This window comes from Acrocarpospora macrocephala, from assembly GCF_009687865.1.
Lineage (GTDB): Bacteria > Actinomycetota > Actinomycetes > Streptosporangiales > Streptosporangiaceae > Acrocarpospora > Acrocarpospora macrocephala.
This window is the reverse complement of the sequence record NZ_BLAE01000033.1, coordinates 204,606-230,372: the sequence shown is the minus strand read 5'-3', so window position 1 is coordinate 230,372 and position 25,767 is coordinate 204,606. Positions and strand designations below refer to the sequence as shown.

Here is a 25,767-nt window from a genome sequence, read left to right as displayed (position 1 = left end):
CATAAAACTACCATCGGAATCCCCGGCCGCCGGAACATTTATTTCGAAGGCCAAACCAAGTGGGATGGAACCCGGCGCGGGCGGCCGGTGTAAGTGGGACATGAGCCCCAAGAAGATCCCGGCCGTGATCGCCGCCGCCGTCCTGTCCGCGACCGGGTGTACGAGCTCCGCCGCGCAAGAGCCGGACCCCGCGGCCACCGCCACCGCCGCCGCGCAGGTGCGCCCCGGCCCGGAGAACTGCCCGGTGACGCTCCCCGCCAAGGGACCTTCGTCGATCCCCGAGGAGGCGCTTTTCGGCTGGGAACGCTCGCACGGCGACGGCACGCTAGCGGTGGGCGGTCTCTGGCCGAAGGGCGTGATCGAGGCCGGGCCGGACTTCGTCGAGCAGGACGGCTCGATCCGGATGAAGTTCGGCTGGTGGCGCGGCGTCCCCGGCAAGTTGGGCATCACCGGCCGCCGCCTCGACGGCCCGGCCCCGAACCTGCGCGCCGATGTACCCGTCGGCTACGAGCCGACCGGCTTCCAGGCCAGCGGCCTCTACTTCCCGACGGAAGGCTGCTGGGAGGTCACCGGCCGGCTCGGCACAACCAGCCTGGTCTTCGTCACTTATGTGACCAAGACCGCCGCTTCCACTGGCTGAGCTCTCTGCTCCGATGAGGTGATCACCCGAATCCACGAGTCGGCCCGCGGCAAGCCCTTCCTACAAGGGCGTGAGATGGAGTGGCGCGACGTGGCACAGGCGCGGCCGCGTCACTCGATCGGATCGGTGACGTTCACCTCGTACGTAGCCGAAGCCGTGTGCCCGGGCGCGGTGGCGATGATGGTGATCGTGAACCAGCCGGTGAACGCTTGCGGGCTAGCCGTCAGGGTAAGCGTGGACGCTCCCCCGCTCATCAGCACGCTCGGGTTGAACGTCGCGGTCACCCCATACGGCAGGCCGGTGACGGACATCTGGATCTTGGTGGAGCTGTTGATCGCCGTGGTTCCCACGTTGACGATCAGCGAGCCGCCGGCGGGCAGACTGCCGCCTTCCGCGTCGAGGTCGATCTGGACCTGAGGCGGGGCGGGCGGCGGCACGGCCCGGATGGCGAGCGCGTGGCTGGACGCGGCGCCGGCGGCGATGTCCAGGGCACTGTCCAGCCCGAACACCCGGACAGGTCCGGCACGGTCGATCTGGGTGCCGTCGCCCAGCTGGCCGAGCCCGTTGGCACCCCAGGCCCACACTCTGCCAGGTTCCTGCCGGGCGAGGCTGAAGGCTCCACCGGCGTCAATCCGGCTGACACCGCCGATGTGCGCCCGGTCCATATAGGGGCGGTCGATCAGGTCGCCGGTCCCCAGCTGCCCGGCCCAGTTGGCCCCCCAGGACCACACCGAGCTGTCCCAGCGCAGCGCGAGGCTGTGATCCGCACCCGCGGCCACCTGGGTGAACCCGCTGGATCCCGGCACGAGCACCGGCCGCAGGCGCCTGGTCGTGGTGTGATCGCCCAGCTGCCCGGCCACATTGTCGCCCCAGGCCCAGATCGTGCCGTCGGAGCGCAGCGCCAGGCTGTGCCCCTCGCCGCCGGCGGCGCCGATGATCCCCTTCAATCCGGGCACCGCCCGCGGATTCGGCATGAAATTCCCGTAGGTGCCGTTGCCGAGCTGGCCGAGGTCGTTCTCACCCCAGACCCAGACCGTGCCGTCCGACTTGACCGCCAGGTTGTGCGCCATGCCGGCCTCGATGTCCACGATGTTCGACAGCCCGGGCACCATCACCGGTGTCAGCTGATCGTTCCCGGTGTTGAGCTGACCCACCTGCCCCCTGTCGTTGTCGCCCCAGGCCCACACCGAGCCGTCGGCGCGCAGCGCCAGGCTGTAGCCCGCGCCCGCCTCGACCTCGCGGACGTCCGATAGCCCCGGCACCTGTCCCGGAGTCAGCCGCGGGGACGTCGTGCCGTCGCCGAGCTGCCCGGAGCTGTTGCGCCCCCAGGCCCAGACGGTACGGTCGGCCGCGATGGCCAGGCTGTGCGTCTGCCCCGCGGCGGCCCTGGTGAACCGCTGCGGAAGCGCCCCCACCTCCACGAACGTGGTCTGCGCGATCGTGGTCGTGCCGTCGCCGAGCTGGCCGTGCTTGTTCCAGCCCCAGGCCACCGCATGCGATGACGTGACCGCGGAGCCGCTCGCCTCCGCGGGCGCCGCCACCGGCACGAACGCCGACATCGCCACTATGGCGAATCCAAAACGCCGTATTGATCCCATCTCACATATTCCCCTATGCAGGTACGAAGGACCTCCATAAGGCGTGACATTCCGTTCCATGCCGTGTCACCGGCAATTCACGTTCTGCCGGTCACATAGCGGGCGGGGCTGACACCGAGGATTCGCTTGAAATGCCGGGTCAGGTGCGGCTGGTCGTAGAAACCGGCCTCCACCGCCACGGTGCTCGCCGGTAGGCCCTGAAGCAGCAGGTGACGCGCCCGATCCACGCGGCGCGAGATCAGGTACTGATGGGGAGCCATCGCGAATTCCCGGCTGAACGCACGAATCAGGTGCGTCGGGTGGCGGCCCAGCAGCCGGGCGGCCTCGTCGAGCGAAATGCCGTCGCGCACCCGCGAATCCAGCAGTTCGCGCAGCCGGCGCGCGAGCCGGGGATCAGGCGGATCATCGCACCGCACGCGCGAGAGGTGATGGAGCAATCGTTCCCGAATGAGGACCAGCCTGCTTTCGGCCTCCATTTCGTCACCGGGAGAGATCAGCGCGCCGTGCAGTCGATCGATGGAGCGGCGCAGCTCCGGATCCACGACAGCCGGATGGTCGACCGCGGGACCGATCAGCTCCTCGCCGAGTTCGGCTCGGTCGAGGTAGAGCACCCGCTTCCGGAAGCCGTGCGCATCGGCGGCCCGCCCGTTGTGCGGCACGTACGGCGGAAGCAGCGTCACCAGCTTGCTCAGCGCGGCATGCTCATGCCGGTCCAGGTCGTAGCGGACCGCGCCGTCGTCGATGATCAGCACCGTCCAGGAGTCGTGGACGTGCATGGGATAGGCGTGCTCGGTGAATCGCGCGTGCAGGACCTCCGCGATCCCGCTGACCGCCGGCCGCCACGCTTTGACGAGCTCGCGTTCGGCCGCCATGCCAGGATCGTACAAGACCGGTCGCGGGCGAGTCCGGCAGCGTCCACCCATGGAACAACGACCTGAGACCGTCCGCTTCGACACCAAGATCGCCGTCCTGCTCCGGGACGACCTTCTGGTGTGGCAGCGGCTGAACGTGGCGACCTTCCTGGTCAGCGGGCTGGGCTCCGCCGTACCCGAGGTGATCGGCGAGCCCTATCGCGATGCCGACGACAGCACCTACCTGCCGATGTTCCGGCAGCCGGTGCTCGTGTTCGAGGCATCCAAGGAACAGCTGTCCACAGCCCACAGCAGGGCCCTCACCCGCGATCTCCCGCTGGCCGTCTTCACCTCCGACCTGTTCGCCACCGGCCATGACCGCGACAACCGCGCGGCGGTCCGCGCGGTCAGGACCAGCGCCCTCGATCTCGTCGGGATCGCCGTGTACGGCCCTCGCAACGCGGTGGACCGCGTGAGCAAAGGCGCGCAGATGCATCCTTAGTCGGGGCGGCCGAGCCAGAACCACATGTGGAAGTCGCCGCCCGCCCTGCCGTCGCCCGACGGGAACCTGGTCTCGACGTGGTCGCCGCCCGGCAGGCCGAACGCGTCGCCGTCCAGGAACATCACCGGCTCCTCCCTGGGACCCCAGATGTAGCCGCCCTTCAGCGTCAGCCTGCACAGCAGCTGGTTGACCTGCCCATGCGTCTGCGCCTGCACCGTCTGCAGCAGCGCCTCCGCGATCCACTGCCGCACCGGCGTGGCCGGTTGCGCGGACGGCACCCAGAAGATCTCGTTGTTGTCGGCGTTGACGTCGGCGGCCAGGGTCAGCGGGGTGAAGCCGATGATCGACGACCCGCGCACCCGCCACAGGTCGCGGTCCACGTTGTTGGCAGGCCAGGGCAGGTCGACCGTGACCACGCAGACCGGGTTCACGCGGCCGTTCTTGTTGCGGACGCTGTCCTGGAAGAGCCGCTCGTCGCAGGCGATCCTGATGCCGCCGGCGAGCTGCTCGGGCTCCACGAAGGAGTCGTTGACCAGCGGCGCGCCGCTGAGGAAGGACACCCCCTTGACCCGGATCGCCCGGTCCTCGCCGCGCGTGCCGCACAGCAGGTCGATCGCCTGCTGCACGGTGGTGGCCCCGGCCAGGTTCTGGCAGGCGGCCGGGTCGTAGGAGACGTCGGCGGCGGTGATCGCGGTGAGCGGCGGGAACTGCGGGCGGCAGTCCAGCGGCGCAGCGTCGAACATGCCGCCGGTGACGGAGACGACGGCCAGCGCGCAGTAGTGGTGCGCCGTGCCATGGCGGGTCTCGAAGACCGGGGCGCCGCCCGCGTCACGTGGCCACTCGACCTTGCCGGTGGCGGTACGGGCGGGGATCAGCCAGTGATCCCCCGCGGCGAAGCCGCCGCCGTCGATCTCGACCTGGACGCCGTCCTCCACCTCGGTGGGGGTGCCCGCGGTCAGGGCGAGGCGGCCGTCCCACCGGCGCAGGGTCGGGTTGGCGCCGGTGGCCAGGCTCAGCCCGTCGGGGTTCGTGACGGTGATCGACGCGCCGCTCACCCTGCTCACCTCGAACAGCGCGCCGCTCTGCCCGTTCAGCGCCCGCTCCTCGTCGCTCAGCTCGACCCAGCGGGCGGCGGCGAAGCCGAGCACGTCATCACGGCCCGCGTCCTCGACGACGATGGTGAGCGTGGCGGTGTCGACGGCCAGCACGCGGGAGACGACGCTGCCGTTGTCGCGCGACCACTTGACCACCGGCTCGGCCGCGGGATCGTGGACCTCGACCCGGTAGAGCTGGTTCTCCAGCCGCCGGTAGCCGCCCCCGGCGGGCACCAGGCAGTCGCCGCCGCCCGCCGGTACCTTGACCTCCTGGGCGCGCAGCCGCCCGGTCGGGGCCGCCGGGGGTTCGAAGGCGGCGCAGGACCTGGCGGCGACCGGCGCCAGCCGTACCTGCCACACCACGCGGGTGCGGGTCGCGGTGTCGGGGCCGCCGAGCGCGCTCTCCGCCATCGGCGGGAAGCTCGCGCCGTACTGGTCGACCGCGGTGAGGTGGCGCTCCCACACGTCCAGGTAGACCGCGTACTGGCCGTCGGCGGCCGGCAGCGGAGGGCCGGGCAGATCGGGCTGCTCGGTGTAGCGGGTGCTCGCTTCGTTCTCGCACAGGATGCCGTCCACGTAGCAGCGCCCCGGCGCGATCCGCAGGTCCTTGGCGCCCGCCTCGACCGTGACCAGGAAGCCGCCCTCGCCTTTCGGCGTGCCGCACCTGCCCACCACGTCGGCGTTCGCCGTCCGGCCGGCGTGCTGGGCCAGGTCGGCCTGCTCGTTCCACTCGGCGTCCAGCAGGACCCGGCCCTGCTGGAGGCGGACCCCGCTGTAGTGGTTGGCCGGGCGGTACGTCGACCGGCTGAAGTCACCCTTCACCGCGCTCCTCCCATCGGGGCGAAGAAGATGCCCGCTTCCAGGCCGAAGCGGAGATACTCGTCGAAGGCCAGCCGCAGGTTGCGAAGCCTCCGGGGCACCTGAGTGAAGCGCCAGACGCCCATCTCGGTCTCGCCCTCGCCGCCCTCGGCGATCGCCGCCGGGCAGGCGACCGCCAGGACGGCGGAGCCGGGATGGCCGAAGGCGGCCGAGACGAACACCGGCGCCCGATCATCCACGCAGCGGAAGCGCCGGGGGGACGTCGACGTGGCGGGCAGGGCGCTGAACCTGACACATCCCACCTGGCGCCGCTCGACGGTGACCTTCCCGGTGAAGATCGAGCTGGTCGCCTCCAGGGTCCTGGCGGTCGTCGCCCCGAGGACGGTGCTGCTGTCGACGGTCAGGTCGCGGGCGGTCAGGTCGCCGTGGATCAGGCACTCGGTGAGCGCGAGCGGCGCGGTCCCCGGGTCGAGGCGCCCGGCGATCGTGCGCTCCAGCCTCACCGCCAGGCCGGGGTTGTCCTCGCAGGTCAGCACGGTGGACGCAGGGGAGAGCGTGCAGTGCGCCAGGTGCAGCATCCGGATCCCGCCGGCCTTGATCACCAGGCTGCCCTCGAACAGCACGCCGACGAAGGCCAGCGCGCCCTCGCCGACCCCCTCGATCCGCCCGCGCAGGTGCGCGCGGACCAGCCGCGGCGCGACCCGCCCCGGCCTGCGCTCGCCGCCCTCCTCCACCGGCCAGCCGCCGGAGACGATCACGAGCGTGCTGCCTCTGGGCACCCGGATGCGGGTCGCCTGGTTCTTCAGGTCCTCGGTCAGGGTGCGGCTGTCCATCAGCACGATCACGCCGCGGGTGCCGGGCGGCTGCTGGTTCCAGTCCTTGACGGCGTCGGCGAGGGTCGCCTTGATGCGCGGCTCATCGGCCGGCGGGGCGGCGGTCACCCCGGCCTGCCAGGTGACGCCGTCGAGGTGGGGGGCCAGCCAGGGGCGCTTGTCGTAGGGGCCGCCGCCCAGGTCGCCGGTGGCGCCGTACCGGAAGGACGAGGTCACCGGGGCGGCCGGAGGGGTGGCGAAGGCGACGCGCCCGAGCAGCGGGTCGAGCGCGACCTTGCCGGGGGGCGCCTGATGCGCCCAGCCGCCCGCGGAGTCCGCCAGGGCGCACACCACGATCGAGCCCCGGGGCACCACCGACCCGCCCACGATCACCACCACGTCCGCCGGGTCGGCGGCGTCGCCGTAGCGCGACTCCAGGTCGTGGTGGAGGGCGAGTCTGGACAGGCCGTGCAGAGCGAGGTCGCCGCCCAGCGGGTCGAGGGTGAAGCGGGTGGCGTCGACCTGCCGCGCGCTGACCCCGGTCAGCGGGTAGGCCTGCACCCGGTGCAGGATCAGGCCGACGTTGGCCAGGCCGTACCTGCCGCGGCCGCTGTCGATGTGCCGCACCTCGGCGGTGTGCGCGAGGTTCTGCTGTTTCTCGAGCGCGTAGGCGCTGCGCAGGTCGGCGGTGGCCCGCGCGTGCGGCCTGGGGTGGTTGACGTGCTGGGTGGCCGCCAGCAGCTCGAAGTACTCCACCGCCTCGGCGGGCCAGCCGGTCAGGTCGCGGGCGAGCTGTTCCAGCACCGCGGCGGTGCCCTTGCGGCGGCGATAGCCCAGCGTGTTGGCCACATAGCCGCGGGTGCTGAAGGTCCCGTCGTCGGGCGGGAGCAGCCCGCGCACGCCGAGCAGGTCCCCCAGGTACGGCACCAGCCGCTCCTGGCAGGTTTCGATGAACCAGTCGTCGTACAGCCTGCCGATGTCGGCCTCGACCGCCCTGACCTCGCGCTCGATCACGGCCAGCAGCGCCCGCAGCGGCTCGCCCCGCTCGCGGTCGCGCAGCCGGTAGAGCGCGGGCAGCAGGTCGTACAGCTCGCTCATGTCAGGCTCTCCTGCGGTATCGGGGCCAGGGTGATGCCCAGCGGGTTGACCAGGAGCAGCTGGGCCAGCCCCGACGGCTCCGCCTCCTCCTGCGCCCACGCCACCGTCTCGGCGGCCAGCAGGTCGCCGGGCGGGAGCGAGGGCGGCCGGTCGAAGTGGTGCAGGGCGTCCAGATCGACGAAGATCACGCCAGGGGTGCGCTGGATGGTCGTGATGACCTCGGTGGTGGTGACCGGCTGTCCGAAGGAGCGCCGCTCGAAGGAGAAGGCGGCGGTCAGCGCCGCCCGCACCGCCGCCTCGACCTCGGCGTGGACGCGGCGCGGGTCGGCCAGCAGGCGGGCGCTCAGGTTGAAGTACAGCGGTTGGTAGGTGTCCAGGCGCAGCCGCAGGGACGGCTCGGCGACCGCGGACAGCGCGGCCGCGAGGTTCACGCGCAGCGGGGAGTCCGGCCCGGTCCGGTGATCGGCCAGGGCGCCGCCGGGCTTGGGCGCGGACGCGGCGACGGTCAGGTGGATCCACGGCGAGCCGCGCCGGGTCAGCGCGGTCGCGCCGCACTTGCCGACGCCGGCGAAGGCGCGGCAGAAATCCTCGGCGTCGCGCAGCGACACGACGCGTTCCATGGTCAGCACGGTGAGCGGGGCGTTGCGGCGGGCCTCCTCCCGCGGTTCCGGATCGGCGGCGCCGGAGGCGGGCAGCGGGTTGCTCACCTCGCGCACGCCGAGCGGCCGGGTCATGAGCAGCGTCAGCGATCCGGCGGGGACCATGCCGGCCCGGCCGATGCCGCTGCGGTAGGCGGCGACCACGTTCTCCACGCCGGTGGGCAACCGGGCGCCCTGCTCGCCGTCGCCGAAGATGATGGCGACCGATCCGTCGTCGGCCTGCCGTACCAGGTAGACCTCGTCCGCGCGGCCGGCGCCGTACAGGCGGGGCGTCTCGCGCCAGGCGACGCCGTCGACCCGGACCACCAGGGAGCTGTCCGCGCCGCTCGGCGCGGCGGAGGGGGTGTGGGTGAGCGGCGGCCTGCGTGGCGCGAAACGCTGGTTGGGCAGGCGGCCGTCGCCGCTGCCCACGACCTCGCGCACGGATTCGCCGTGGGTGGCGGCGACCACGTTGGCGGCGAGCGTGACGGTCGGGCGCAGGTACCGGTGGGTCAGCCCGGGCGCGGCCAGCAGCAGGGTGGTGAGCCCCCCGGCGTGCTCGGCTCCGGCCAGGGTGACGATCTCGCTGACGGTGGCGCCGGGCAGATCGGCGCGTTCGCCGGTGACCGCGATCGGGCGGCCCTCGGTGAGGTCGAGCACCATGCGGTCGAGGGTGAGCCTGCGCTCCTCGGCGGTGCCCCTGCCGAGCGTCGCGTCCACCGGGAGCCGGGCGAGGGTCAGCCGCTCGCTGCCGACGTGCGCGGTGGTCCTGCGGACCTTGACGGTCTCGGGCTTGTCGGTGATCCGCGCGCCGTCGGCGGCCCGGCCCAGCAGCAGGCCCGTCGCCTTGGCGCTCAGGCTGTAGCCGACCAGGGAGCTTTCCGGCGCGCCCAGCACGCGGAAGGCGGTGAACCGCTTGGTGGGTTCCTCGAAGACGGCCCAGCCGTCCGCGGTGAGGCCGGGGACGGAGCGTTCGAGGAAGCAGTCGGCGTCGGCGTAGGTGGTCTCGGTCTTCAGCGAGTTCTGCCAGATCGACAGGCCGGCGTCCCAGTCGTCGAAGGGGGTGCGCGCGGTCTCGGTGAGGCTGCGGAAGGCGGGGGCGTTGTGCCCGAAGAAGCCCACGCTGGCGCGCAGCGCGAACAGGCCGGGGTCGGCGGGGCCGGCGGGCTTGGGCGCGGGGTGGCTGTGGGCCCTGGCGATGTAGCCGAGCGTGCCGGCCGGGTCCCAGCCCTGCACCGACAGCCACGCCGACAGCGCGCCTTCCGACCAGGTCTGCCCGACGACGAGGTCGTCCACGTTCGCCGAGGTCTGCGCCTGCTTGGCGATCTGCACGGTGGGCGCGGTGAAGGCGGCAGGGCGGAAGCGGGGTGGCGGCGCGTCGGAGTCGAGCTCGATCCGCGTGCGGTCCAGCGCGACCTCCGCCTCGATCCGCCGTACGGTCCTGACCAGGGTCTGCGTGACCGATCCGCCCGCCCGGCGCCCGGCCAGCAGCAGGACGTCGCCGGGGCGCAGGTGCGTGGCGGTGCCCGCGGCGTAGACGGTGCCGACCTTGGCGGCGGCGACCGTGCCCGTGGCGGGCAGCGCCAGGTCCAGGTCGAGCGGGAAGGTCTGGGTGACGTCCAGCGCGGAGTCCCCGCCGCCGACGAGGTAGAGCTCGCCGCCGCTGATGGCCAGCGCCTGCGGCCCGAGCGCGCGCGGCCGCAGCTGGTTCCACTCGGCCCGGGCGGCCAGGTCGGCGCTGGTCTCGAAGGTCTGCGGCAACTCGCCCTGACCCGGCACACTCTGCACCCGGGTTCCGCCGGGCACCAGGACGGTGGGCGCGTCGACCAGGAAGGTCAGGAAGGCGGTCGCCGAGACGCCCGGGTTGAGCTCGTAGCCGATGAGCCTGGCCAGCTCCAGGATGGAGCGCCGCTCGGTCGCGGTGCGCAGGAACCCCTCGCCCGCGATGCGTTCCTGGTAGAACGTGAGCACGTCGCCGATCACGGCCCAGGCGTCGAGCAGGGCGATCGCCGGATCGTCCGGCGCGCGCGTGGTCAGCCCGGCCAGCGGGCGGCTCCCGGAGAGCTCCGCCAGCATCCGGCGGAGGATCTCCGGGTGCGTGCCCGCTCGGTAGGTCAGGTCCTCGGCCATCGTCACAGCCCCCCTCGCACCGACACCGTGAGCCGCCCCCGTTCGGGATCGCCGGGGTCGTTGTCGAGCTGGGCGATCTCCAGCCGGTGGACGCGCAGGAAGCCCTGCTCGATCTCGCCGCGTGGCTCCTGGCCGTACCGATGGAACGCGTCGACGCGGGCGATCCGGTCGACTCCCGGGACCTCGGCGGCGCGCGCGAGCACCTGGCTCAGGTAGACGGGCTGGCCGAAGGTGAAGTTGTCCGGGTGGAAGAAGCGCGCGAACGCTTCGACGAGCGCCGCCTCGACGTTCTGCCTGACGTGGTGCGGGCGCGCGCAGACGGTCAGCGCCAGTTCCAGCGGCACGTAGCGGGGCCCATCGATCTCCAGGTCGTAGCCGGCCATCCGGAACGGCTCCAGGAAGCGGCGCAGCGCCGCCTCGAAGGCCGCGTCCACGGGCTGCCCGCCGCGCCGGTCGACGGTGACGAACATCGTGTGCCAGCTCCCCGTCCAGCGCCGGGTGGCCGCCGCGCGGTGCACCTCCGGGTGCCGCTGCGCCGCCGCCGCGTAGTCGGCGGCGGTCACCGCCCGCTCCTGCACCTGGAACGCCTGCGGCGCGTCGAGCTTGACCTGCCTGATCGGCTCGGGGTCCCGGCCGCCCTCCGCCGGCAGCGGGTTGGACACGGTGACCCCGGGCAGCGGCGTGACCAGCCGCGCCAGCGCCCCGGCGCCGACGTTGCCGGTCGTGCCGCCGCCGAGCCGGTGGCGGGCGGTGAAGAGGGTGCCGGGAGCGGGGGCGCGGCCGAGCACGCCGTCGCCGAAGCGCAGCACCGCCCGCCGGTCCTCCTCCATCTCCACCACGAACTCCGGCGCGAACCGGTCGCTGCGCAGCAGGTCGCGCCTGGGCTCCCAGAGCTCGCCCTCGCCGCTGAGCCGGATCGCGGGCAGCGCCGCCCGGGGATCGGTCCGCGTCTGCGTGCTCGCCGCCCCCTGCCTCTCGTACGGCACCGCGTGGGTGAGCCCGATTCCGGGCAGCTCCGGCCGGTAGACGCCCTCGACGGGCACGGGCCCCAGGGTGACGTCGACGCTCAGCCCGTGGTCGGCCAGCGCCACGTTCGCCCGCGCCACAGCCGCCCGCACGGTCCCGCCCGCCCCGTCGTCGAACTCGGCCAGGCACAGCGCGAACGGCAGCGCGTCGTCGTCGTGCCAGCGGATGTCGGTCACCTTCTCCCCGGTGAGCGGGTCCAGGCGGCCCACGGGGTCGCTCGCCAGCCGTACCGGATGGCGGTGGGTGCGGTCGGCGTCCTGCGGCAGCCCGCTCGCGCACCCGCGCACCTCCTCCAGCACCAGCACGTCACCGCGGGCCAGCCCGAGGACGGCGGCGTCGCCGAGCAGGGTGGCCCGGGTGGCGCCCACCGGCAGCGTGCACCGGCTGTCGCTCCAGGTGTGGAAGGCGATCGCGTTGCGGCTGACCGTCAGCATGGGCACGTCGTGCATGGTCTCGAAGACGACCTCGGCGTCGGCGGCGACGGCGGTCCCCCTGGGCGGGCCGGCCCGGTCGGCGTCGGTCTCGAACACCAGCCAGGCGCGGGCGCTGGCGCCTTCGTGCATGGGGTAGCCGACCAGCCGTGCGTGCCTGCGCACCGAGGGGCGGCGGCGGGCGGTGCCGAGATATGCCTCGGTGGCCACCGAGTCCTGGAAGTAGCTGAGGTGGTCGCCCGCGTAGGCGAGCAGCTCGACCAGGACGATCCCGAGGTCGGCCGGGCTGCGCTCGGTCCAGTCCGGGATGGTCTCCGACAGCCGGTCCAGCAGCAGCCTGCGGAAGCTCGCGTAATCCTTGGCCAGGTACGACAGCCGTGGCGACGGCTCAGGCGGCGGATGGCGGTGCCCTGGGACGGCGCAGTCGAGGCCGCTGTCGCAGTTGACCTTGAAGGAGAAGACGACCTCGGCCAGCGCCGGGTCGAACCCGGCGGGCGGCTCGGGATCGACCGCCGAGGTGACCAGCCGCAGCGTGTAGGCGGAGAAGTCCCCGGCTACGGCGGTGCGCAGCACGATGACCTCGGCCGCGATGGAGACGACCGCCTCCACGGCGACGCCGCGCACCCGGGTGCCCCCGTCGATGCGGAAGTTGTCCTCGGTCAGCGCGGGCAGCGGGTGCAGGAAGTGAACCGACAGTTCCCGCTGGTCGGTGGGGGAGACCTCCAGGTAGTCGATGCCGTTGATCCCGGCGGCGGCCCGCACCAGGTCGCGGCGGCGCGGGTGGCCGCACTCCTGCGGTGTCACCGGGCCACTTCCAGCCGGACCTCGGCCTGCCGCTCCGTGCCGGCGGCCACGTAGGACACCTCGACGACGAGCTGGGCGTCCGTCGCCTCGACGGTGACCGAGCGCACCTCGATCAGGTGGGCCAGGTGCTGCTGCAGCGCGCCCTGCACCAGGAACTGCAGCGCCGAGGCCAGCTCGGCGCTGTTGGGCGCGAAGACGAGCTGGCGCAGCCCGGTGCCGAAGTCGGGCCGGTTCACCCGCTCGCCCGGGCTGGTGAACACGAGTTGCTCGACGAGCTGGCGCACGTGGTCGTCCGGCCCGGCCAGCGCGGTTCGCCGCCGCTCGTCCGGATGGAACGGAAAGGCGATGTTCATTGCGCCGTCACCCGCGTCTGCGTCGCGACGACGGTGACGGGCGTGCCGTTCGGCACGCAGCTGGCCTGGCTGTCGAGCAGCAGCAGCGGCTGCTGCTCCGAGGTGACCCTGGTCGCGCCGGTCGTCCACTGCGCGGTGGCGCACGGCGTGGGCGAGCCGCCGGTGACCATCGGGCAGCCCGCCACCGTGTGCGGGGCGACGGTGGTCAGGGCCGGCGCCCCGTTGACCTTGACCCGCGGGCTGGGCGCGCCCGGCTGGGCCTGGCCACCGTGCGCGCACAGCACGGTGGCGCCGACGTGGAGCAGGTAGCCGGGCATCAGATCACGACCAGTCCGCCGTTGTTGACGTTCACCGACGGCCCGGTCAGCACCAGGCTGGCGCCCTTGCCGTTCTGCAGGTAGATGCCGGTGTCGTTGACGATGATCGTGGCGCCGGTCGCGCTCCTGAGCATGATCCCTCCCGTCGGTCCCGGCAGGTCGCTGATCACCAGGGTGTTCTGGCCCGAGGTCTGCACGACCACGCTCGGGCTGGCCGGGTTGCCCGCCAGCGCCTGCGCGGGCACCTCGGCCGCCGAGCCCCAGTAGCACCCCGACCAGATGGGGAAGTCGGGGTCGCCCTGTTCGAACTCGATCCACACCCCCGAGCCGACCTGCGGCAGGACGTAGACGCCCATCTGCTTGCCGGCGATCGGCAGGCAGGGCAACGCCCAGCTGGTCGGGATCGTGCCGGAGACGTCGGGCACGACCGCCTGGATGCGGCCGCGCTGCTCGGGGTCGGTGTTGCTGAACACCGTGCCCCGGTACTTGCCGTAGAACGTGCGATCCGGCATCGCCCCTCCTCCTAGACCGGGACCCGCGGCAGCGTGGGCAGCAGCCCGTTGCGGGTGAGCTTGAACTCCTGCTTGTACTCGCCACGCTTGATCTTGTGCGTGACCTGCTGCACGAAGTGCAGTCCGTCGAAGGCCGGGCCCGCGCCGCGCACGCCTACCAGCGCCCTGGCCCGCAGCGGCCGGCCGTACCGCAGGACGTCGAGCGTGCCCGAGCCCTTGACGGCGTCGGCGGAGGCGGCGGCCTGGGCCATGGCGTGCAGGGCCGCCTGGATGGGGGAGCGCTTGGCTCCGTCGGTGACGAACTCGACCTTCTTGGCGGGCAGCGGCACCGCGCCCAGGAGCGGGTTGAGTGGTGAGATGTCCGGTATCGGGATCGGGATCGGCACCTTCGTCAGCAGGTCCTGGATGATGGTGACCGGCATCTTCTTCTGCTCGGTGTCGAGGGAGAAGGTGAGCGTCTCGACATTGGAGTGCGCGTCCAGGTTGACGCTGAGCGCGGGCTGCGGCGGGCCGAGCTTGGTCTCCGGGCCGAAGTAGGCGGTGTTCATTCCGGGCGCCGGGCCGGGGTCGAGGCAGAACACGTAGCCGGTGAGCTCGGCCAGCGCGTTCAGATACTCCAGGTCCGTCCCTTTCTGCCGGGGGATCTGCGCGGTGGGGATCGGCGCCTCGAACAGGATCGTCGGCACCACCTGCGGCACCACGCCGAACACCGCGTACTTGGCCAGCACCACCGCGACCCTGGCCTCGATCGGCATCGCCGGGTACGGCACGCCTGACTGATCAACCAGTCCCATGACCGCGGTGAGGTCCACGCCCGTGATGTCCAGCACGTCGTGGGCCGCGTCCGTGCCCGGCGTCACGTCCTGCTTGGTGATCACCCCGTCCATGAGCACGTGGGGGGTGCCGCCGATGGTCGCCACGATCAGCGTGCGCATGACGGGCGGCAGCGCGCCCCCGGCCAGCAGGAAGATCGTGTGCAGGGGCGAGCGCTTGCTGAGGTTGAAGGTGAGCCGGAACCCGCCCGGCTTGCCCCGCTCGGCCGTCCGCGTCACCTCGACGGCGGTCAGCTCGTCGATCGCGGCCCGCGGCAACGGGACGGGCAGGACCGGCCCGACCATGATCGAAAGAGTGAGGTGGCTACTCATCGGCCGCCCCCGGGATGCCCTCGGGCAGGGTGATGCGCAGCCGCCTGCCGAGCCGCTCGGTCAGCTCGGCCGGACGCAGCGCCGCGTTCGCGTCGCAGATCCGCCAGAACTGCTCCGGGTCGCCGAGATAGGCGGCGGCCAGGTTGTCCAGGCGCTCTCCCTGGGCCACGACGTGCTCGGCGATCTGCGCGAAGCGCTCGGGCGGCGCGATGAACCTGCGCCGCAGGTAGACGACCTCCCGCCCGTCCGGCGCCGTCCAGGTGGCCGTCTCGGTGTGCGCGTAGCGGCTCGCCGGGCCGAACGGCGTGCTCATGGCAGCCCCGTCAGCCCGAGCGGGCCGAGCGATCCGGCGGCGGCGCGCGCGGCCAGCCGCTCCTTGTTGTTCAGGTAGGCCATGTACAGGCTCCCGCCCTTGTTGTCGAAGCCGAGGTCGTCCACGCTCAGCACCCGCATGCCGAGGCTGACCTTGGCCCTGATGGGGTTGAGGTCCGGGTCGAAGGCCTCCTCGGTGACGTTCAGCTCGGTGAGGCGGACCGGCACGATCCGCTGTTTGCTCCACACGAACAGGGTGAGCGGGGCGAGCATCGGTGCGATCTCGAGGCTGCCGCCGGCCGACAGGGCGCGGCTGCTCTGCAGCTGCCGCGCCGTAGGATGCACCAGCGATTCCAGGACCGCGAGCTGCGGGTGGACGCCCACCTCCAGGGCCGCCCGGTCGCCGGTTTCGAGCTGGTCCGCGGCGTCGATCTCGGCCTCCAGCTTGATCGTCTCGACCGGCGGGCCCTTCAGCCGGGTCGCCTCGCTGCGGTCGGCTCCCTCGCTGCCGGCCGCCTTGGGCTGGAACGTGCGGGTCAGCGTGTCGGGGTTGTACTGCAGGGCGATGACCCGCCCGATCGCGCCGGTCCTGGCGTCGGCCAGCACGATCCCGCCCTTGAGCAGCCGGGGAGATCCGGGGAAGCCGGTCACGCCGATCACCTCCGCCTGGTCGTGAAGTCGGGTCTGAGCCGCTCGCCGTAGGTCGCGGCGTCGGTGGCGGCGAACCCGAGCAGGTGGCGGATCCGGCGCGGGCCCACGATCGCCGCGAGCCCTCGCTCGGCGTACAGCCACTCTTCGGCGGCGGCCAGGCCGTCGGTGCAGGCGCCGCGCGCACCTGGCGGGCCGAGTGCCTCCAGCGCCTCCAGGCCGGGCGGGTCGCGCCAGGCGACGTCCACCAGGACCACCAGGCCCGAGCGCAGCCAGGCCCGCGCCCAGGCGTCCGGGCGCGGGTCGTCCAGGTGCGTGAGGAGGGCCGCCTCGCAGGCGCCGCCGAGCCACGTGAGCGCGGGCGGTTCGGCCGGCGGTTCCGGCGTCAGATCCGCGGGCAGGCCGTACCAGCCGTCGAGACGCCGGTCGGCCAGGCGACCGACGAGGTCGCTGAGCATGGGTCACCCTCCGATCTTGTCGATCTCGCCCTTGAAGTAGGCGAGGATCACGTTGCGGTAGCCGACGATGGAGACCAGCCGGGTGGCCTCGGCGAAAGAGGAGTACCTGCGCCGTGACGCGTGCCGTACGGCGATGGGCGGCTGCGCCGCGTAGGCGGGGCCCTCCACTTTCCGCCGCAGCCCCGGGTCGTTGACCCGGGGCCGGATGCGGGCCCAGACCACCTCGTCGAGGAAGGAGTCCATCCCCTCGATCAGCGTGTTCTGCGCCTGCCCCGGCCCGAAACGCTCGGCGAATCTGCGGTAGTCGCCGTGGGCGAGCGTGTGCAGGTACTCGTGGATGAGCGTCTGGAACATGTCCCACAGGAAGTCCTGGTCGGCGGCGACGCCGCCCTTGGGCCGGAAGAGCTGGAGGTTGACGTCCTGGGTCGCGGGGTTGGCCGAGGCGTCCCAGCCCCTGTCGATCTCGTTGAGCCTGCGCACCTGCGCCGCGGTCGTGGTCAGCTCCCTGGCGACCTTGTCCTGGGCGACCGCCGCATCGTTGAGCGGCCCGCCCGCCGGGCTGAAGCTGGGGACGGCGCGGTGCTTCCGGTTCAGCTCGCCCACCGTGTCGTCGGCGCTGTAGAAGTACAGGACCAGCGCCTTGGCCAGCGCGCGTTTTTCGGCGAAGGAGGTGGCGGGGTGGGTCAGGAACGCCTGGGTGTCGGCCCACAGGTCGTGCAGGCTGGCCCGCCGGCCCGGCCGGTCCGCCTTCAGCGGCGGGTGCAGGGCCTTGTCGTAGTGCCCGGCGAACACCTCGTCCGTCTCGTCCTTGCTGACCTTGGCGAGGTCCTCCATCTCGCTGAGCGTGTGCAGCTTGGCCGGATCGCCGTGGTCGGCGGGCTGCCGCTCCTTGGCCATCTGGTTCCAGTACCCGTCGACGACGGCGGGCATCGCCGCGCGCAGCTTGTCCTCATAGCTCAGGTGCTCGCCGGGCAGCGTCTTGGCAAACGGCACGGGCACGCCGCCCATCACCGGCACCGGCGGGACCAGCGCCTGCCTGGCCTGTGCGCGCTGCGCCGGGGTGAGCGCCACGGCCTTGGCGGCGAACTGGGCGGGCGTCTCGGCGAGCGTGATCTCCTTGAAGGCGTCCTCCAGCACGATCGACATGTCGAGCTCGCGCTTGGACAGGGCGGCGAGCTGGTCCTGCAGCGCGGCCCTGGTCGCCTGGTCCGGCGCGTTGCCCGCCTTGACCCGCAGGTCGTCGATCTTGGTGTCGAGGGTGTCGCGCTCGACGATCAGGTCCCGGGCGGCCCGCTCCCGCTCGTCCGGGGTGAGCCTGGCCAGCTCCTGGATGATCTGCTCGGGCGGGTGGAGGCCGTCGAACTTCTGCCGGAAGTGCGCCCAGTCGTAGGGGAACACCGGCGCGCCCGGCGGCAGCCCGCCCTTGGGTTCGACGGCGTTCCGCCGAACGGCGGGCAGCCCGCCCTCGAAACGGGCCTCGATCCACGCGGTCAGCCGCCTGCCGTTGGCCCCGCCGATATCCTTGAGCAGGCGAGCCACGGGCACCCGCTGGAAGATGACCCGCAGGTCGCCGTCGTCGGCCCGGGTGAGCAGGTCGAGGATGGCCCGCTCGTCGTCGCCTCCCGTCGCGCCGGCGAGCAGCTCACTCATGAGCAGCGCCATCCTGGTGCCCGGCAGCTCGAACCCCGCTCTCGCGCCCTTCCAGCGGGCGACGACCGCGCGCGCCTTGTTGTCGCTGTCGAAGTCGCCCTCGATGTCACCCGTGCGGTCGAGCAGGGTCAGGTAGTCGGCGAGTTCCCTGTCGGTGTAGCCCTCGCCGCCGAACAGGCGCCGCAGGGTGTCGATGGGGTGGGTGAACAGGCCGCCGAGGAAGCTGCTCACGGTCTGCAGGAATCCGCCCCTGCCCGAGGCGGCGGCGGGCTTGGCGGGCGCGGACCGGAGGGCGGGCGAGCCGACCGGTATGCGCGTCAGGTCACCGGGCCCGGCCCCGGGCGGCCGCCGCTCGGCCTCGCGCGCGGGCGGGCGCCGCTCGGCCTCGGGTGCCGGTGGCGCCGGCGCACGCTCGGTCTCGAAGGTCCGCTCGGTCACTCAGTCCACCTCCATCAGGGGGTCGTCGCCCTCGGGGAACGGCGGCGGCAGGAACACCCCGGCCTTGATCTCGGCCACGTGCTCGCGGATCTCCTTGTCCCACCACGGCGTGTCCGAGCCGAGCACCTTGATGAGCCGGTCGGCCGAGACCCGATGCACGCGCGGCGCGAGCACCGCCGGGTTGTTGTCGATCGCCACGCTGATGTCGATGGCCTCCGACGTGAGGGGCAGGTAGAGTCCCCACACCCGGTGCCGCCCGCCGTCGACCGTCTCACCGCTGGCCGCGTCGTCGAGGTAGCTCGCGGCCGCCGCCGCGAACCGAGCGGGATCCGCCGTCCGCAGCGCGTCCTTGTGCCGCTGCCAAGTGGGACGCGCGACCCGGTTCCAGTACGGCACCAGCGCCCTGTTGTAGTGGACGCGAATGCCGTCCAGCAGCTTGAGATACCGCAGATGGAACTGATACTCCGGCTGCTTGGGATCCTCGGTGACCGGGCCGAACAGCCTCTGGCCGACCACCTTGCGATAGAGCCGCAGCAACTTGGTCCGGTCCCCGGGCTCCGGGATCCCGGCCACCCGGACCGGCATATCCGTCGCCGGGATGAAGCGGTCCGCCGCGAGTTCGCCGAAGAACGCGTCGTCCGTGGCTGCCCCGCGAGCCGCCGGTCTCCTTCGCTGCCGTCCGTCGGCGTCCACGGCCGCCCACGCCGTACGGATCGCCTCCATCTCCTCGGCGGACACCGGGTGGAAGTCGTCGTTGTGCGCGATGTAGGTCGCCACCTCCGGCGCGCCGGTGATGACGAGCGCGATGTGCACAGGCAGCTGCGCGAACCGCAGCCGCATCCCCCGCAGCCGGGGATGGTCCTTCAGCAGCGAGAGCATGAAGGCGATGCGCAACGCGTAGACGCCGCAGTCGTGCACGAGCTGCCCGGTGAGCGTCCTCGGGAACTCGATCTTCAGCAGGTCGTCGCCGAAGTCGTCGATGTTGTACGGCGAATGCGTGGTGAACGCGCGGAGGTAGAACTTGAGCAGATTGACGACCGCCTGGAACGCGGCGTCCGCCGAACCGGTCGACGCCAGGTGCTCCTCGAACTTGGCACGCAGGAAGCGCCGCCAGTCGTCGTCGCCGTGCAGCCGCAACCCCTTGCCGCCCAGGGTGGCCAGCGCCCGCTCGTTCGCCCGGGCCTCGGCGGTGCGCGCGCCCCCGGGCCCGGTCTCGATCCCGTAGACGCGCTTGAGCGCCTTGAGCTGCAGCGCCCTGATCTCCATGACTCTGGACAGCTCCAGCTCCATGGAAGGGACGATGAACAGGCCTTCCTCGGTGGCGTCGTAGGGCTGCAGGGTGAGCTCCCGCCTGGCCGCACGCTTGTCAGAGGGGAAGAAGTCCTTCTGCCGCAGCACATCCTTGCCACGCCGCTTGCGCCACGTCCACATGTTGATCTCGAAGGAATCGGCCCCCGCCGCCGGCTTGAGCCGGCCCAACGCCTCGATCCGCCGCTCCAGCGCGTCGAGCGGGGCACGGTCGCGCCGGGTGGCCAGCGCGTCGGCCGCGCGTTCCAGCACGGCCTGAAAGGCGGCCTGCGTCGCCTCGAAGGCGGAGCGGGCGATCCTGGTGAGGCTGTCGTGGTACATCGAAATCGACACGTACGGCTTGGTCGCCATGCCGAAGCTGGGCGGCGGCTCCGTCGCGAACCTGGCGCGGTCGGCCGCGAGCTCCTTGACGTCCAGGCCGTCCTGCTCGGCACGTAGCCGGTGGAAGAGCGCGACCAGGGCGTCCAGGACGCGCAGCGAGGCGGCGCCGTCCGACCAGTCGATCTTGTCGCTCAGCGCGGCGAGCACCTCCTGCCAGTGCCACTCCGCATCGTCGTAATAGCGGCGTGGATAAGGGCCGGACGGCGCCAGCCGCAGATACCAGGTCGTGAAGGCGGCCGCGGCGTGCGCCCGGCCCAGCAGGATCAGGCGGGCCGTCGTCTCCTCGGCGAGCCGGTGCGAGGGGAAGTCCTCGCGTAGCGCCCGCACGTCCACCCGGGTGAGCGCCGCCACCAGCGCGGGCAGGTCGGCCGCGCGCTCCTGCGCCACCGCCTCGCACAGCGCCAGGATCGGGCGCACGGCCCGCTCCCTGGCCCCGGTGCTGGCCCGCAGTTCCTCCACCACCTCCTGGTGGTACGGCCGGGCCGACGGTTTCCGCCGCGGTGAGCGGCCCGGGTGGCGCAGGGCCACATGGGCGATCTCGTGCGCCAGCAGCCCCAGCCCGGCGTCGGTGTGCGGGGCGTACTGGCCGGGGGCGAAGGAGATGGTCGTCCCCTCGGCTTCGGCCAGCGCGCCGCGTCGCCGGACCCGCACGTCGTGCGGGCGCACCCGGACCCGGGTGAGGTCGACGCCGAACCGCGACTCCAGCTCGCCGCGCACCTGTCCGCCGAGTTCCAGCCCGGTGCCCCGCGCCGCGCCGGGCAGCGGCGCGAGCTCCCGCTCCCCGGGCGTCCGTCCCGGCGCGGCGAGCCGGCGGCGGGCCAGCTCGTCCGCCTCCAGCTCGCGCCGCACGCGCACCCACCAGCTCACCGGGACACCTCCCCGAGCACGGCACGGCCGAGCGCGTCCGCCACGCCGGTGCCGACCTGGTCCGCGGTGGCCCCCGGCGCCAGCGGAAGCTCCACCCGCGGCGCCCGGCCGGCCGGCTCGGAGCCGAGCCGTCCGAGATCGGGCCCGGAGAGCGCCTCAGCCCCCGCTTCGGCCAGGACCCGGGTCAGCTCGGCCTCCAGCGCACGGCGGAAGCTCGCCGTGTCGGCCGGCGCCACCCCGTCCAGCACCAGGTGCTCGATGTGCAGCTCGATCCTCACAGCGACTCCACCTCGTTCGTGGGCCGGTCGGCCTTGCGCAGCTCGCGGCGGGCGGCCGCCAGCACCAGCGGCATGGTCACCGGCGTCCCGGCGGCCGCGGCGGAGAAGGAGGCGTGCAGGGCGATCGCGTGGATGAGCGCGCCGCTCAGGTTCAGCCGCGCCAGCAGCGGCACGTCGAGCCCCTCCATGGGGACGCCGCCCGGGAAGGCGCCGGCCCAGATCCGCTCCCGCTCGGCCGCCGCCGGGAGCGCGAACGGGACGATGAAACGCAGCCGCCTGGTGAAGGCGGGGTCGAGCGCCGCCCGCAGGTTCGTGGCCAGCACGGCCAGGCCGCGGTAGGTCTCCATGCGCTGCAGCAGGTAGTTGACCTCGATGTTGGCGTAACGGTCATGGCTGTCGCGCACCTCGGTGCGTTTGCCGAACAGCGCGTCGGCCTCGTCGAAGAGCAGCAGCACCCCGCCCTGCTCGGCCGCGTCGAACAGGCGGCGCAGGTTCTTCTCGGTTTCGCCGATGTACTTGCTGACCACGCCGGACAGATCAACCCGGTACAGGTCGAGTTCCAGGTCGGCCGCCAGGACCTCGGCCGCCATCGTCTTGCCGGTGCCGCTCTCACCGGCGAACAGCGCGCTGATCCCCAGCCCCCGCGCCGTGTGCCCCCGCCAGCCCCAGTCGTCGTAGACCTGGCGGCGGTGGCGCGCCTGGTCGGCCAGCTCGCGCAGCTGGCGGGCGGGCTCCGCGGCCAGGACGAGGTCGTCCCAGGTCACGGCCGGGGTGAGCCGCTGGGCGAGCGCGTCGAGCCGGGGCCGGCTCAGCGCCCGGCAGCGGGCCCGCACTCCGGCGGCGCCCCCGGCGGCGAGCCGCGCGATCCGCCCGGCGTCGAGGTCGAACTCGGCGGCCATCCGCCCGGCCAGATCCGGGTGGGCGCGCTGCCCGGGGACGTCCTCGGCGGGGTCGGTGCGGAGGGCGCTCTGCCACAGGTCGCGCTGCTCGGCGGGGGTGGGGTTGCGGATCTCGTAGGCCGAGGAGAGGTCGGCCAGCTCGGCGCAGACGTCGGCGAGACCCACGAAGAGCGGGCCCGCCGCCCTCTCGGCCAGCCGCCGCAGCGCCAGCACCTGGCCCTGCGTGGGCTCCTCGGCGCCGGTGACCAGCAGCGCGACCGGCAGCAGCCTGCTCTCGCGCGCCCACAGCGCGGCCAGCTCGCGAGCCTCGGCCGCGCCGGCGGGAAGGGCGCCAAGCGGCAGCTCGTACAGGTGCAGGCCCAGCTCGGCGCAGACCGCGCCGGCCAGCGCCCGCGTGCTGGCCGGGCTGTTCCCGACCAGCTGGAGCAGCCCGGTGGCGGCCTTCATCGCGTCCGCCGCCGCCTGCTGCGACGGCGGCAGCGGTCCCGCCGCGCTCTCCACCGGATGCAGGAGTACGGCGAGCCGTTCGTCCAGGACGTTGAGCCCCTTCACGAAGTGCGCGATCCGCTCATCGACGCGCAGCGGCCGCAGCACCAGCGGAGCCTCCACCGCCGGGGACACCTCCACCAGCCGCCAGGCACGCAACGCCCCCGAGGGCGACAGCGCCGACCACTCGGGCTCGTCGAAGATCGTCATCGCGAGCGCGAAGCAGGGGTAGGGCTGGTGCGGGTCGCCCATCGCGGCGGCGCAGAGCTCGCCGGTACGCGTGTCCAGTTCCATGGCGGCGCAGAGCAGCACCACGTCCTGCTCGAAGCGGGTCAGCCCCAGCGCCGCCGACAGCAGCACCAGCGCGGGTGGCGGCACCGAGCGCTCGAGCGAGAGCACGCGCTCGCGAGCCCGCCCCAGCCGCCGCTCGTCGCGCTCCGTCCGCTCGCCCGGCTCACCGCTGCCGGCGCCCCGGGCGAGCAGGAGGCGGAGCCAGGCCAGGCTCGCGGTCAGGTAGTCGTCGTTGTGCTCGCGCCACGCGGCCACGCTCAGCCGTGGCACTCCGGCGCTCATGTCACTCCGGGTTCGAGCCGGTCGATCTGTGCCAGCGGCTCGACGCGCACCAGCGGCACCCGCACCGGTGGCCCCGTCCGCACCGGCGCGCTCGTTTCGATCAGCACCACGGAGACGTCGTAGGCCATCGAGGTCCGGTAGCGGGCCTGCATCGCCGACCACAGCCGGGACAGCTCCTCGCTGGTCAGATACCTGGGGGTGATCTTGACCAGCTCGACCTGGTCGGCCAGATCGGCGGGGTTGCGCCCGGGCACCGAGGGCGGCATCAGCTTGTCGGTGACGGGCGAGGCGACGCTGAAGGTCCTGCGGATGGCGGCGGGGGTCAGCACCGGCGTCTCGTGCAGGAGTTGCATGCCGTACCCGAGCAGGATCTCGCTGTCGAGGTCGGCCGAGCCGTAGGAGGTGAGCAGGTAGCGCAGGTCCAGGGCGAGCGGCGGGGTGGCGACGCGCGCGCCGCCGCCGTCGCGCGAGGGCAGTTCCGCGTTGCGCCACCCCTGGTTGGGCGTGACCTGGTAGAGGAAGAGGTTCAGGCGGCTGGGCCGGTCGGGGCCGACCTCGATCAGATCCGGCGGCAGGGCCGACACCACGACCGTGCCGACGGACGCCGACAGGTCGCTGTTGATCAGCCCGTCGTTGAGCAGGTCCTTCAGGACCGCGGTGACGGTCGCGATGGCGAGGGGCCCGCTCACGGCCCACCGCCGCGCGCCCGCCGCTCCAGATACTCCTCCAGCGACATCACCCGTCGCTCCTGCCGCCGCTCGACCTGCCGCGCGGGTGCGGCGGCCGGGGCGGCCCGCACCTCGACGCGGCCGATGGTGATGCGCACGACCTGCTCGGGCCGGGCCTCCGCACCTGGCGTGCGGTCCTCGAGCTCGCCCAGTCGTGGCAGCAGCGGGCTACCACGCGCCCGCCCGCCGCCCGGCGTGGGCCCTCGCCGCACCGCCGACTCCTCAGCGGCGGGGTGTGCGAGGTCCCGCACCGGCGGGGTCCGCTCTGGCTGGTACGGCGGGGCCGCGATCGTGGGGTGCGGACGTGGCGCCCCCGGCCCGCCGGGTCCCCGGCCCGCGGCCGCTCTCGTGGGCCACGGCCGGGAACCCCCGCTCGTCTCGTCAAGCCGGTCTCGCCGACCCGCCTCATCCGGCCAGGCCCTGGCACTGGACCAGCGCCACCCGCCGGGCCGGCCTCGCCCACCCGGCCCTTCTGGATCGCCGGGCCCGCTTGGCCGCGCACGGCCGCTCAACCGGCCACGCCCGGTGAATTCGCCCGGCCGGGCGCTCTGGGCCGCCGCGTCCGGCCGCCCACGTCCGTCCTTGTCGCCCGGCCGGCCAGGGGCGTCGGGTCCGCGCGGCGACGGTTCGCGACCCGCCGCCCTGGGACCTTCCCCGGCGGCGAGTTCGTAGCGGGAGGGCAGCCGGGGCCGCAGGATGCCGTCCGCCTGGAGGGTCCGCCGCACGAGCCTGCTCAGCGCGTCGGCCATCACGCTCCCGCCTCGATCAGGTCGATGTAGAGGTGCCGCCGCCGGGCGTCCATCCCGAGGATCGCCCGCTCCGTCCAGCCGTACGCGCTCGCCAGCACGTGCACGTCCCGCAGCAGCCGGCGCGCCCAGGCGTCGACTTCGCGCAGCAGGAAGGCCGCGATGTCGAACGGCACCTGGAAGGCCGCTCCGCACGAGCCGCAGTCGAGCTGGAGCTGGATGTCGACCTCCGCCAGCCGGGCGGACAGGGCCTGGCGGGCCAGCTGCCGCGGGACGGCGCCGGGTTCCACGCAGCGCGCCACGAGGACGGCCAGGGCCGCCTCCTCGTCCGGCTGCTCGGCCGCGGCCAGCAGGTCGTCGCTGTTCGGCGTCCGCGCCGCGACGGCCTGGTCCTCCGGGGCCTGCCGGTCGGCGGGACCGGCCGATCCAGGCCGCAGGGCGCTGAGGTCGAGGGTCACCTCCAGCTCGTCACCGCACGCCGGGCACGAGGCGAGGCCGGTGGCCTCCGTGCCGAACAGTTCGGCCCGCAGGTCGAACAGGCCGGCGTCCCGCTCCGTCAGGCTCCAGGCGGCCACCGAGTCCGTCGAGCGGGCCAGGCAGCCCGCCAGGAGCGCCGCGCCGCGCCGTACCGACCGCTCGTCGAGCGCGGCCTCCCACGCCCGCAGCAGCCGCTCAGCGGTGACCGCGTTCATCGCGGGCGTCACAGGGCTGGTTCGGCGGGCTCGGCCACGTCGATGTCACGTTCCCAGCCTTCGTTCTCCAGCTTGATGTGCTGGATCAGCACCGCGTTGGCGTTGGCGTCGAGATCGGCCTGCGCCTGCAGCTCGGACACCCAGCAGCGGTACACCTTGTAGGCGATGGCGAGCTGCCCCGCCTCGTTGTAGAGCTCGATGATGATGTCCTTGCGGAAGTCCCGCAGCGACACCTCGGCCCCCAGTCCGGCGCCCACGCTCCAGACCTTGCCCGCCCACAGCTCGAACTCGCGGTCGTGGGTGACCCCCCGCTCCAGGGTGATCGCCTCGAACTCGGTACGGCCCGGCGACTTGCGGCTGCTGCTGGGATCGCCGCCCTCGCGGTGCTTGACCACCTCGGTCGTCCGCTTGAGCGCGCTGATCTTGCTGACCCCGGCGACGTAGCGCCCGTCCCACTTCACCCGGAACTTGAAGTTCTTGTACGGGTCGAACCGCTGCGCGTTGACGACGAACTGGGCCATGTCATCCCCCGT

23 protein-coding genes are annotated in these 25,767 nt (G+C 73.0%); 2 read left to right on the top strand and 21 right to left on the bottom strand.

All coding sequences use genetic code 11. The annotated features are described in order from the left end of the window. The first annotated feature begins 100 nt into the window (after positions 1–100). Positions 101–640 (top strand): hypothetical protein, encoded by a 540-nt coding sequence (locus tag Amac_RS27455; protein ID WP_155357293.1) that lies wholly within the window; start codon positions 101–103, stop codon positions 638–640. Between the two features lie 110 nt (positions 641–750). On the opposite strand, the gene Amac_RS27450 is transcribed toward Amac_RS27455, so the two are convergent. Together Amac_RS27450 and Amac_RS27445 are read right to left on the bottom strand one after the other, a co-directional pair. After that, entirely contained in the window at positions 751–2,199 is a 1,449-nt protein-coding gene (locus Amac_RS27450) for an RCC1-like domain-containing protein (protein ID WP_170322672.1), read from the bottom strand. Between the two features lie 116 nt (positions 2,200–2,315). Next, positions 2,316–3,110 carry a helix-turn-helix transcriptional regulator gene (locus Amac_RS27445; RefSeq protein ID WP_155357291.1) on the bottom strand — a complete coding sequence of 265 codons (795 nt, stop codon included), beginning with the start codon at positions 3,108–3,110 and terminating at the stop codon, positions 2,316–2,318. A 49-nt stretch (positions 3,111–3,159) separates the two neighbouring features. Here Amac_RS27445 and Amac_RS27440 point away from each other — a divergent pair, with 49 nt between their 5' ends. Continuing rightward, complete coding sequence (locus tag Amac_RS27440) at positions 3,160–3,591, top strand: DUF2000 domain-containing protein (RefSeq protein ID WP_218041306.1); 432 nt, start codon at positions 3,160–3,162, stop codon at positions 3,589–3,591. Here Amac_RS27440 and Amac_RS27435 read toward each other — a convergent pair. From Amac_RS27435 to Amac_RS27345, 19 genes are read right to left on the bottom strand one after another with little or no spacing between them, the layout of a single operon-like run. After that, positions 3,588–5,507 carry a DUF6519 domain-containing protein gene (locus Amac_RS27435; protein WP_155357289.1) on the bottom strand — a complete coding sequence of 640 codons (1,920 nt, stop codon included), beginning with the start codon at positions 5,505–5,507 and terminating at the stop codon, positions 3,588–3,590. The genes Amac_RS27440 and Amac_RS27435 overlap by 4 nt on opposite strands. Further along, complete coding sequence (locus Amac_RS55330) at positions 5,504–7,414, bottom strand: phage tail protein (protein WP_218041305.1); 1,911 nt, start codon at positions 7,412–7,414, stop codon at positions 5,504–5,506. Before Amac_RS55330 ends, Amac_RS27435 begins: the two co-directional genes overlap by 4 nt. Further along, a complete protein-coding gene (locus tag Amac_RS27425) occupies positions 7,411–10,182 on the bottom strand; it encodes a putative baseplate assembly protein (RefSeq protein WP_218041304.1) in 2,772 nt (923 codons plus the stop codon). The genes Amac_RS55330 and Amac_RS27425 overlap by 4 nt, the downstream gene beginning before the upstream one ends. 2 nt (positions 10,183–10,184) lie before the next feature. Then, entirely contained in the window at positions 10,185–12,443 is a 2,259-nt protein-coding gene (locus tag Amac_RS27420; protein WP_155357287.1) for a putative baseplate assembly protein, read from the bottom strand. Beyond that, complete coding sequence (locus Amac_RS27415) at positions 12,440–12,796, bottom strand: GPW/gp25 family protein (RefSeq protein ID WP_155357286.1); 357 nt, start codon at positions 12,794–12,796, stop codon at positions 12,440–12,442. Before Amac_RS27415 ends, Amac_RS27420 begins: the two co-directional genes overlap by 4 nt. Next, positions 12,793–13,113, bottom strand: coding sequence for a hypothetical protein (locus Amac_RS27410; protein WP_155357285.1), 321 nt, complete (start codon positions 13,111–13,113; stop codon positions 12,793–12,795). Before Amac_RS27410 ends, Amac_RS27415 begins: the two co-directional genes overlap by 4 nt. After that, the gene (locus Amac_RS27405) at positions 13,113–13,625 is read right to left on the bottom strand and encodes a phage baseplate assembly protein V (RefSeq protein WP_155357284.1); all 513 of its coding nucleotides are present in this window, start codon (positions 13,623–13,625) and stop codon (positions 13,113–13,115) included. The genes Amac_RS27410 and Amac_RS27405 overlap by 1 nt, the downstream gene beginning before the upstream one ends. A gap of 11 nt (positions 13,626–13,636) precedes the next feature. Further along, positions 13,637–14,770, bottom strand: coding sequence for a hypothetical protein (locus Amac_RS27400; protein ID WP_155357283.1), 1,134 nt, complete (start codon positions 14,768–14,770; stop codon positions 13,637–13,639). Next, positions 14,763–15,083, bottom strand: coding sequence for a LysM domain-containing protein (locus Amac_RS27395; protein WP_155357282.1), 321 nt, complete (start codon positions 15,081–15,083; stop codon positions 14,763–14,765). The genes Amac_RS27400 and Amac_RS27395 overlap by 8 nt, the downstream gene beginning before the upstream one ends. Further along, positions 15,080–15,733, bottom strand: a complete 654-nt coding sequence (locus tag Amac_RS27390) for a hypothetical protein (RefSeq protein ID WP_155357281.1) — start codon at positions 15,731–15,733, stop codon at positions 15,080–15,082. The genes Amac_RS27395 and Amac_RS27390 overlap by 4 nt, the downstream gene beginning before the upstream one ends. A gap of 5 nt (positions 15,734–15,738) precedes the next feature. Continuing rightward, positions 15,739–16,188, bottom strand: a complete 450-nt coding sequence (locus tag Amac_RS27385) for a hypothetical protein (protein ID WP_155357280.1) — start codon at positions 16,186–16,188, stop codon at positions 15,739–15,741. A 3-nt stretch (positions 16,189–16,191) separates the two neighbouring features. After that, positions 16,192–18,276 carry a hypothetical protein gene (locus Amac_RS27380; RefSeq protein ID WP_155357279.1) on the bottom strand — a complete coding sequence of 695 codons (2,085 nt, stop codon included), beginning with the start codon at positions 18,274–18,276 and terminating at the stop codon, positions 16,192–16,194. Further along, positions 18,277–20,832 carry an eCIS core domain-containing protein gene (locus Amac_RS27375; RefSeq protein WP_155357278.1) on the bottom strand — a complete coding sequence of 852 codons (2,556 nt, stop codon included), beginning with the start codon at positions 20,830–20,832 and terminating at the stop codon, positions 18,277–18,279. Then, positions 20,829–21,110 (bottom strand): hypothetical protein, encoded by a 282-nt coding sequence (locus Amac_RS27370; RefSeq protein ID WP_155357277.1) that lies wholly within the window; start codon positions 21,108–21,110, stop codon positions 20,829–20,831. The genes Amac_RS27375 and Amac_RS27370 overlap by 4 nt, the downstream gene beginning before the upstream one ends. Continuing rightward, positions 21,107–23,068 carry an ATP-binding protein gene (locus Amac_RS27365; protein WP_155357276.1) on the bottom strand — a complete coding sequence of 654 codons (1,962 nt, stop codon included), beginning with the start codon at positions 23,066–23,068 and terminating at the stop codon, positions 21,107–21,109. The genes Amac_RS27370 and Amac_RS27365 overlap by 4 nt, the downstream gene beginning before the upstream one ends. Beyond that, positions 23,065–23,757 carry a Pvc16 family protein gene (locus Amac_RS27360; RefSeq protein ID WP_155357275.1) on the bottom strand — a complete coding sequence of 231 codons (693 nt, stop codon included), beginning with the start codon at positions 23,755–23,757 and terminating at the stop codon, positions 23,065–23,067. The genes Amac_RS27365 and Amac_RS27360 overlap by 4 nt, the downstream gene beginning before the upstream one ends. Then, positions 23,754–24,545 carry a hypothetical protein gene (locus Amac_RS27355; RefSeq protein WP_155357274.1) on the bottom strand — a complete coding sequence of 264 codons (792 nt, stop codon included), beginning with the start codon at positions 24,543–24,545 and terminating at the stop codon, positions 23,754–23,756. Before Amac_RS27355 ends, Amac_RS27360 begins: the two co-directional genes overlap by 4 nt. Next, a complete protein-coding gene (locus tag Amac_RS27350; protein ID WP_155357273.1) occupies positions 24,545–25,234 on the bottom strand; it encodes a hypothetical protein in 690 nt (229 codons plus the stop codon). Before Amac_RS27350 ends, Amac_RS27355 begins: the two co-directional genes overlap by 1 nt. Before the next feature lie 8 nt (positions 25,235–25,242). Then, positions 25,243–25,755, bottom strand: a complete 513-nt coding sequence (locus Amac_RS27345; protein ID WP_155357272.1) for a phage tail protein — start codon at positions 25,753–25,755, stop codon at positions 25,243–25,245. Positions 25,756–25,767 lie beyond the last annotated feature (12 nt).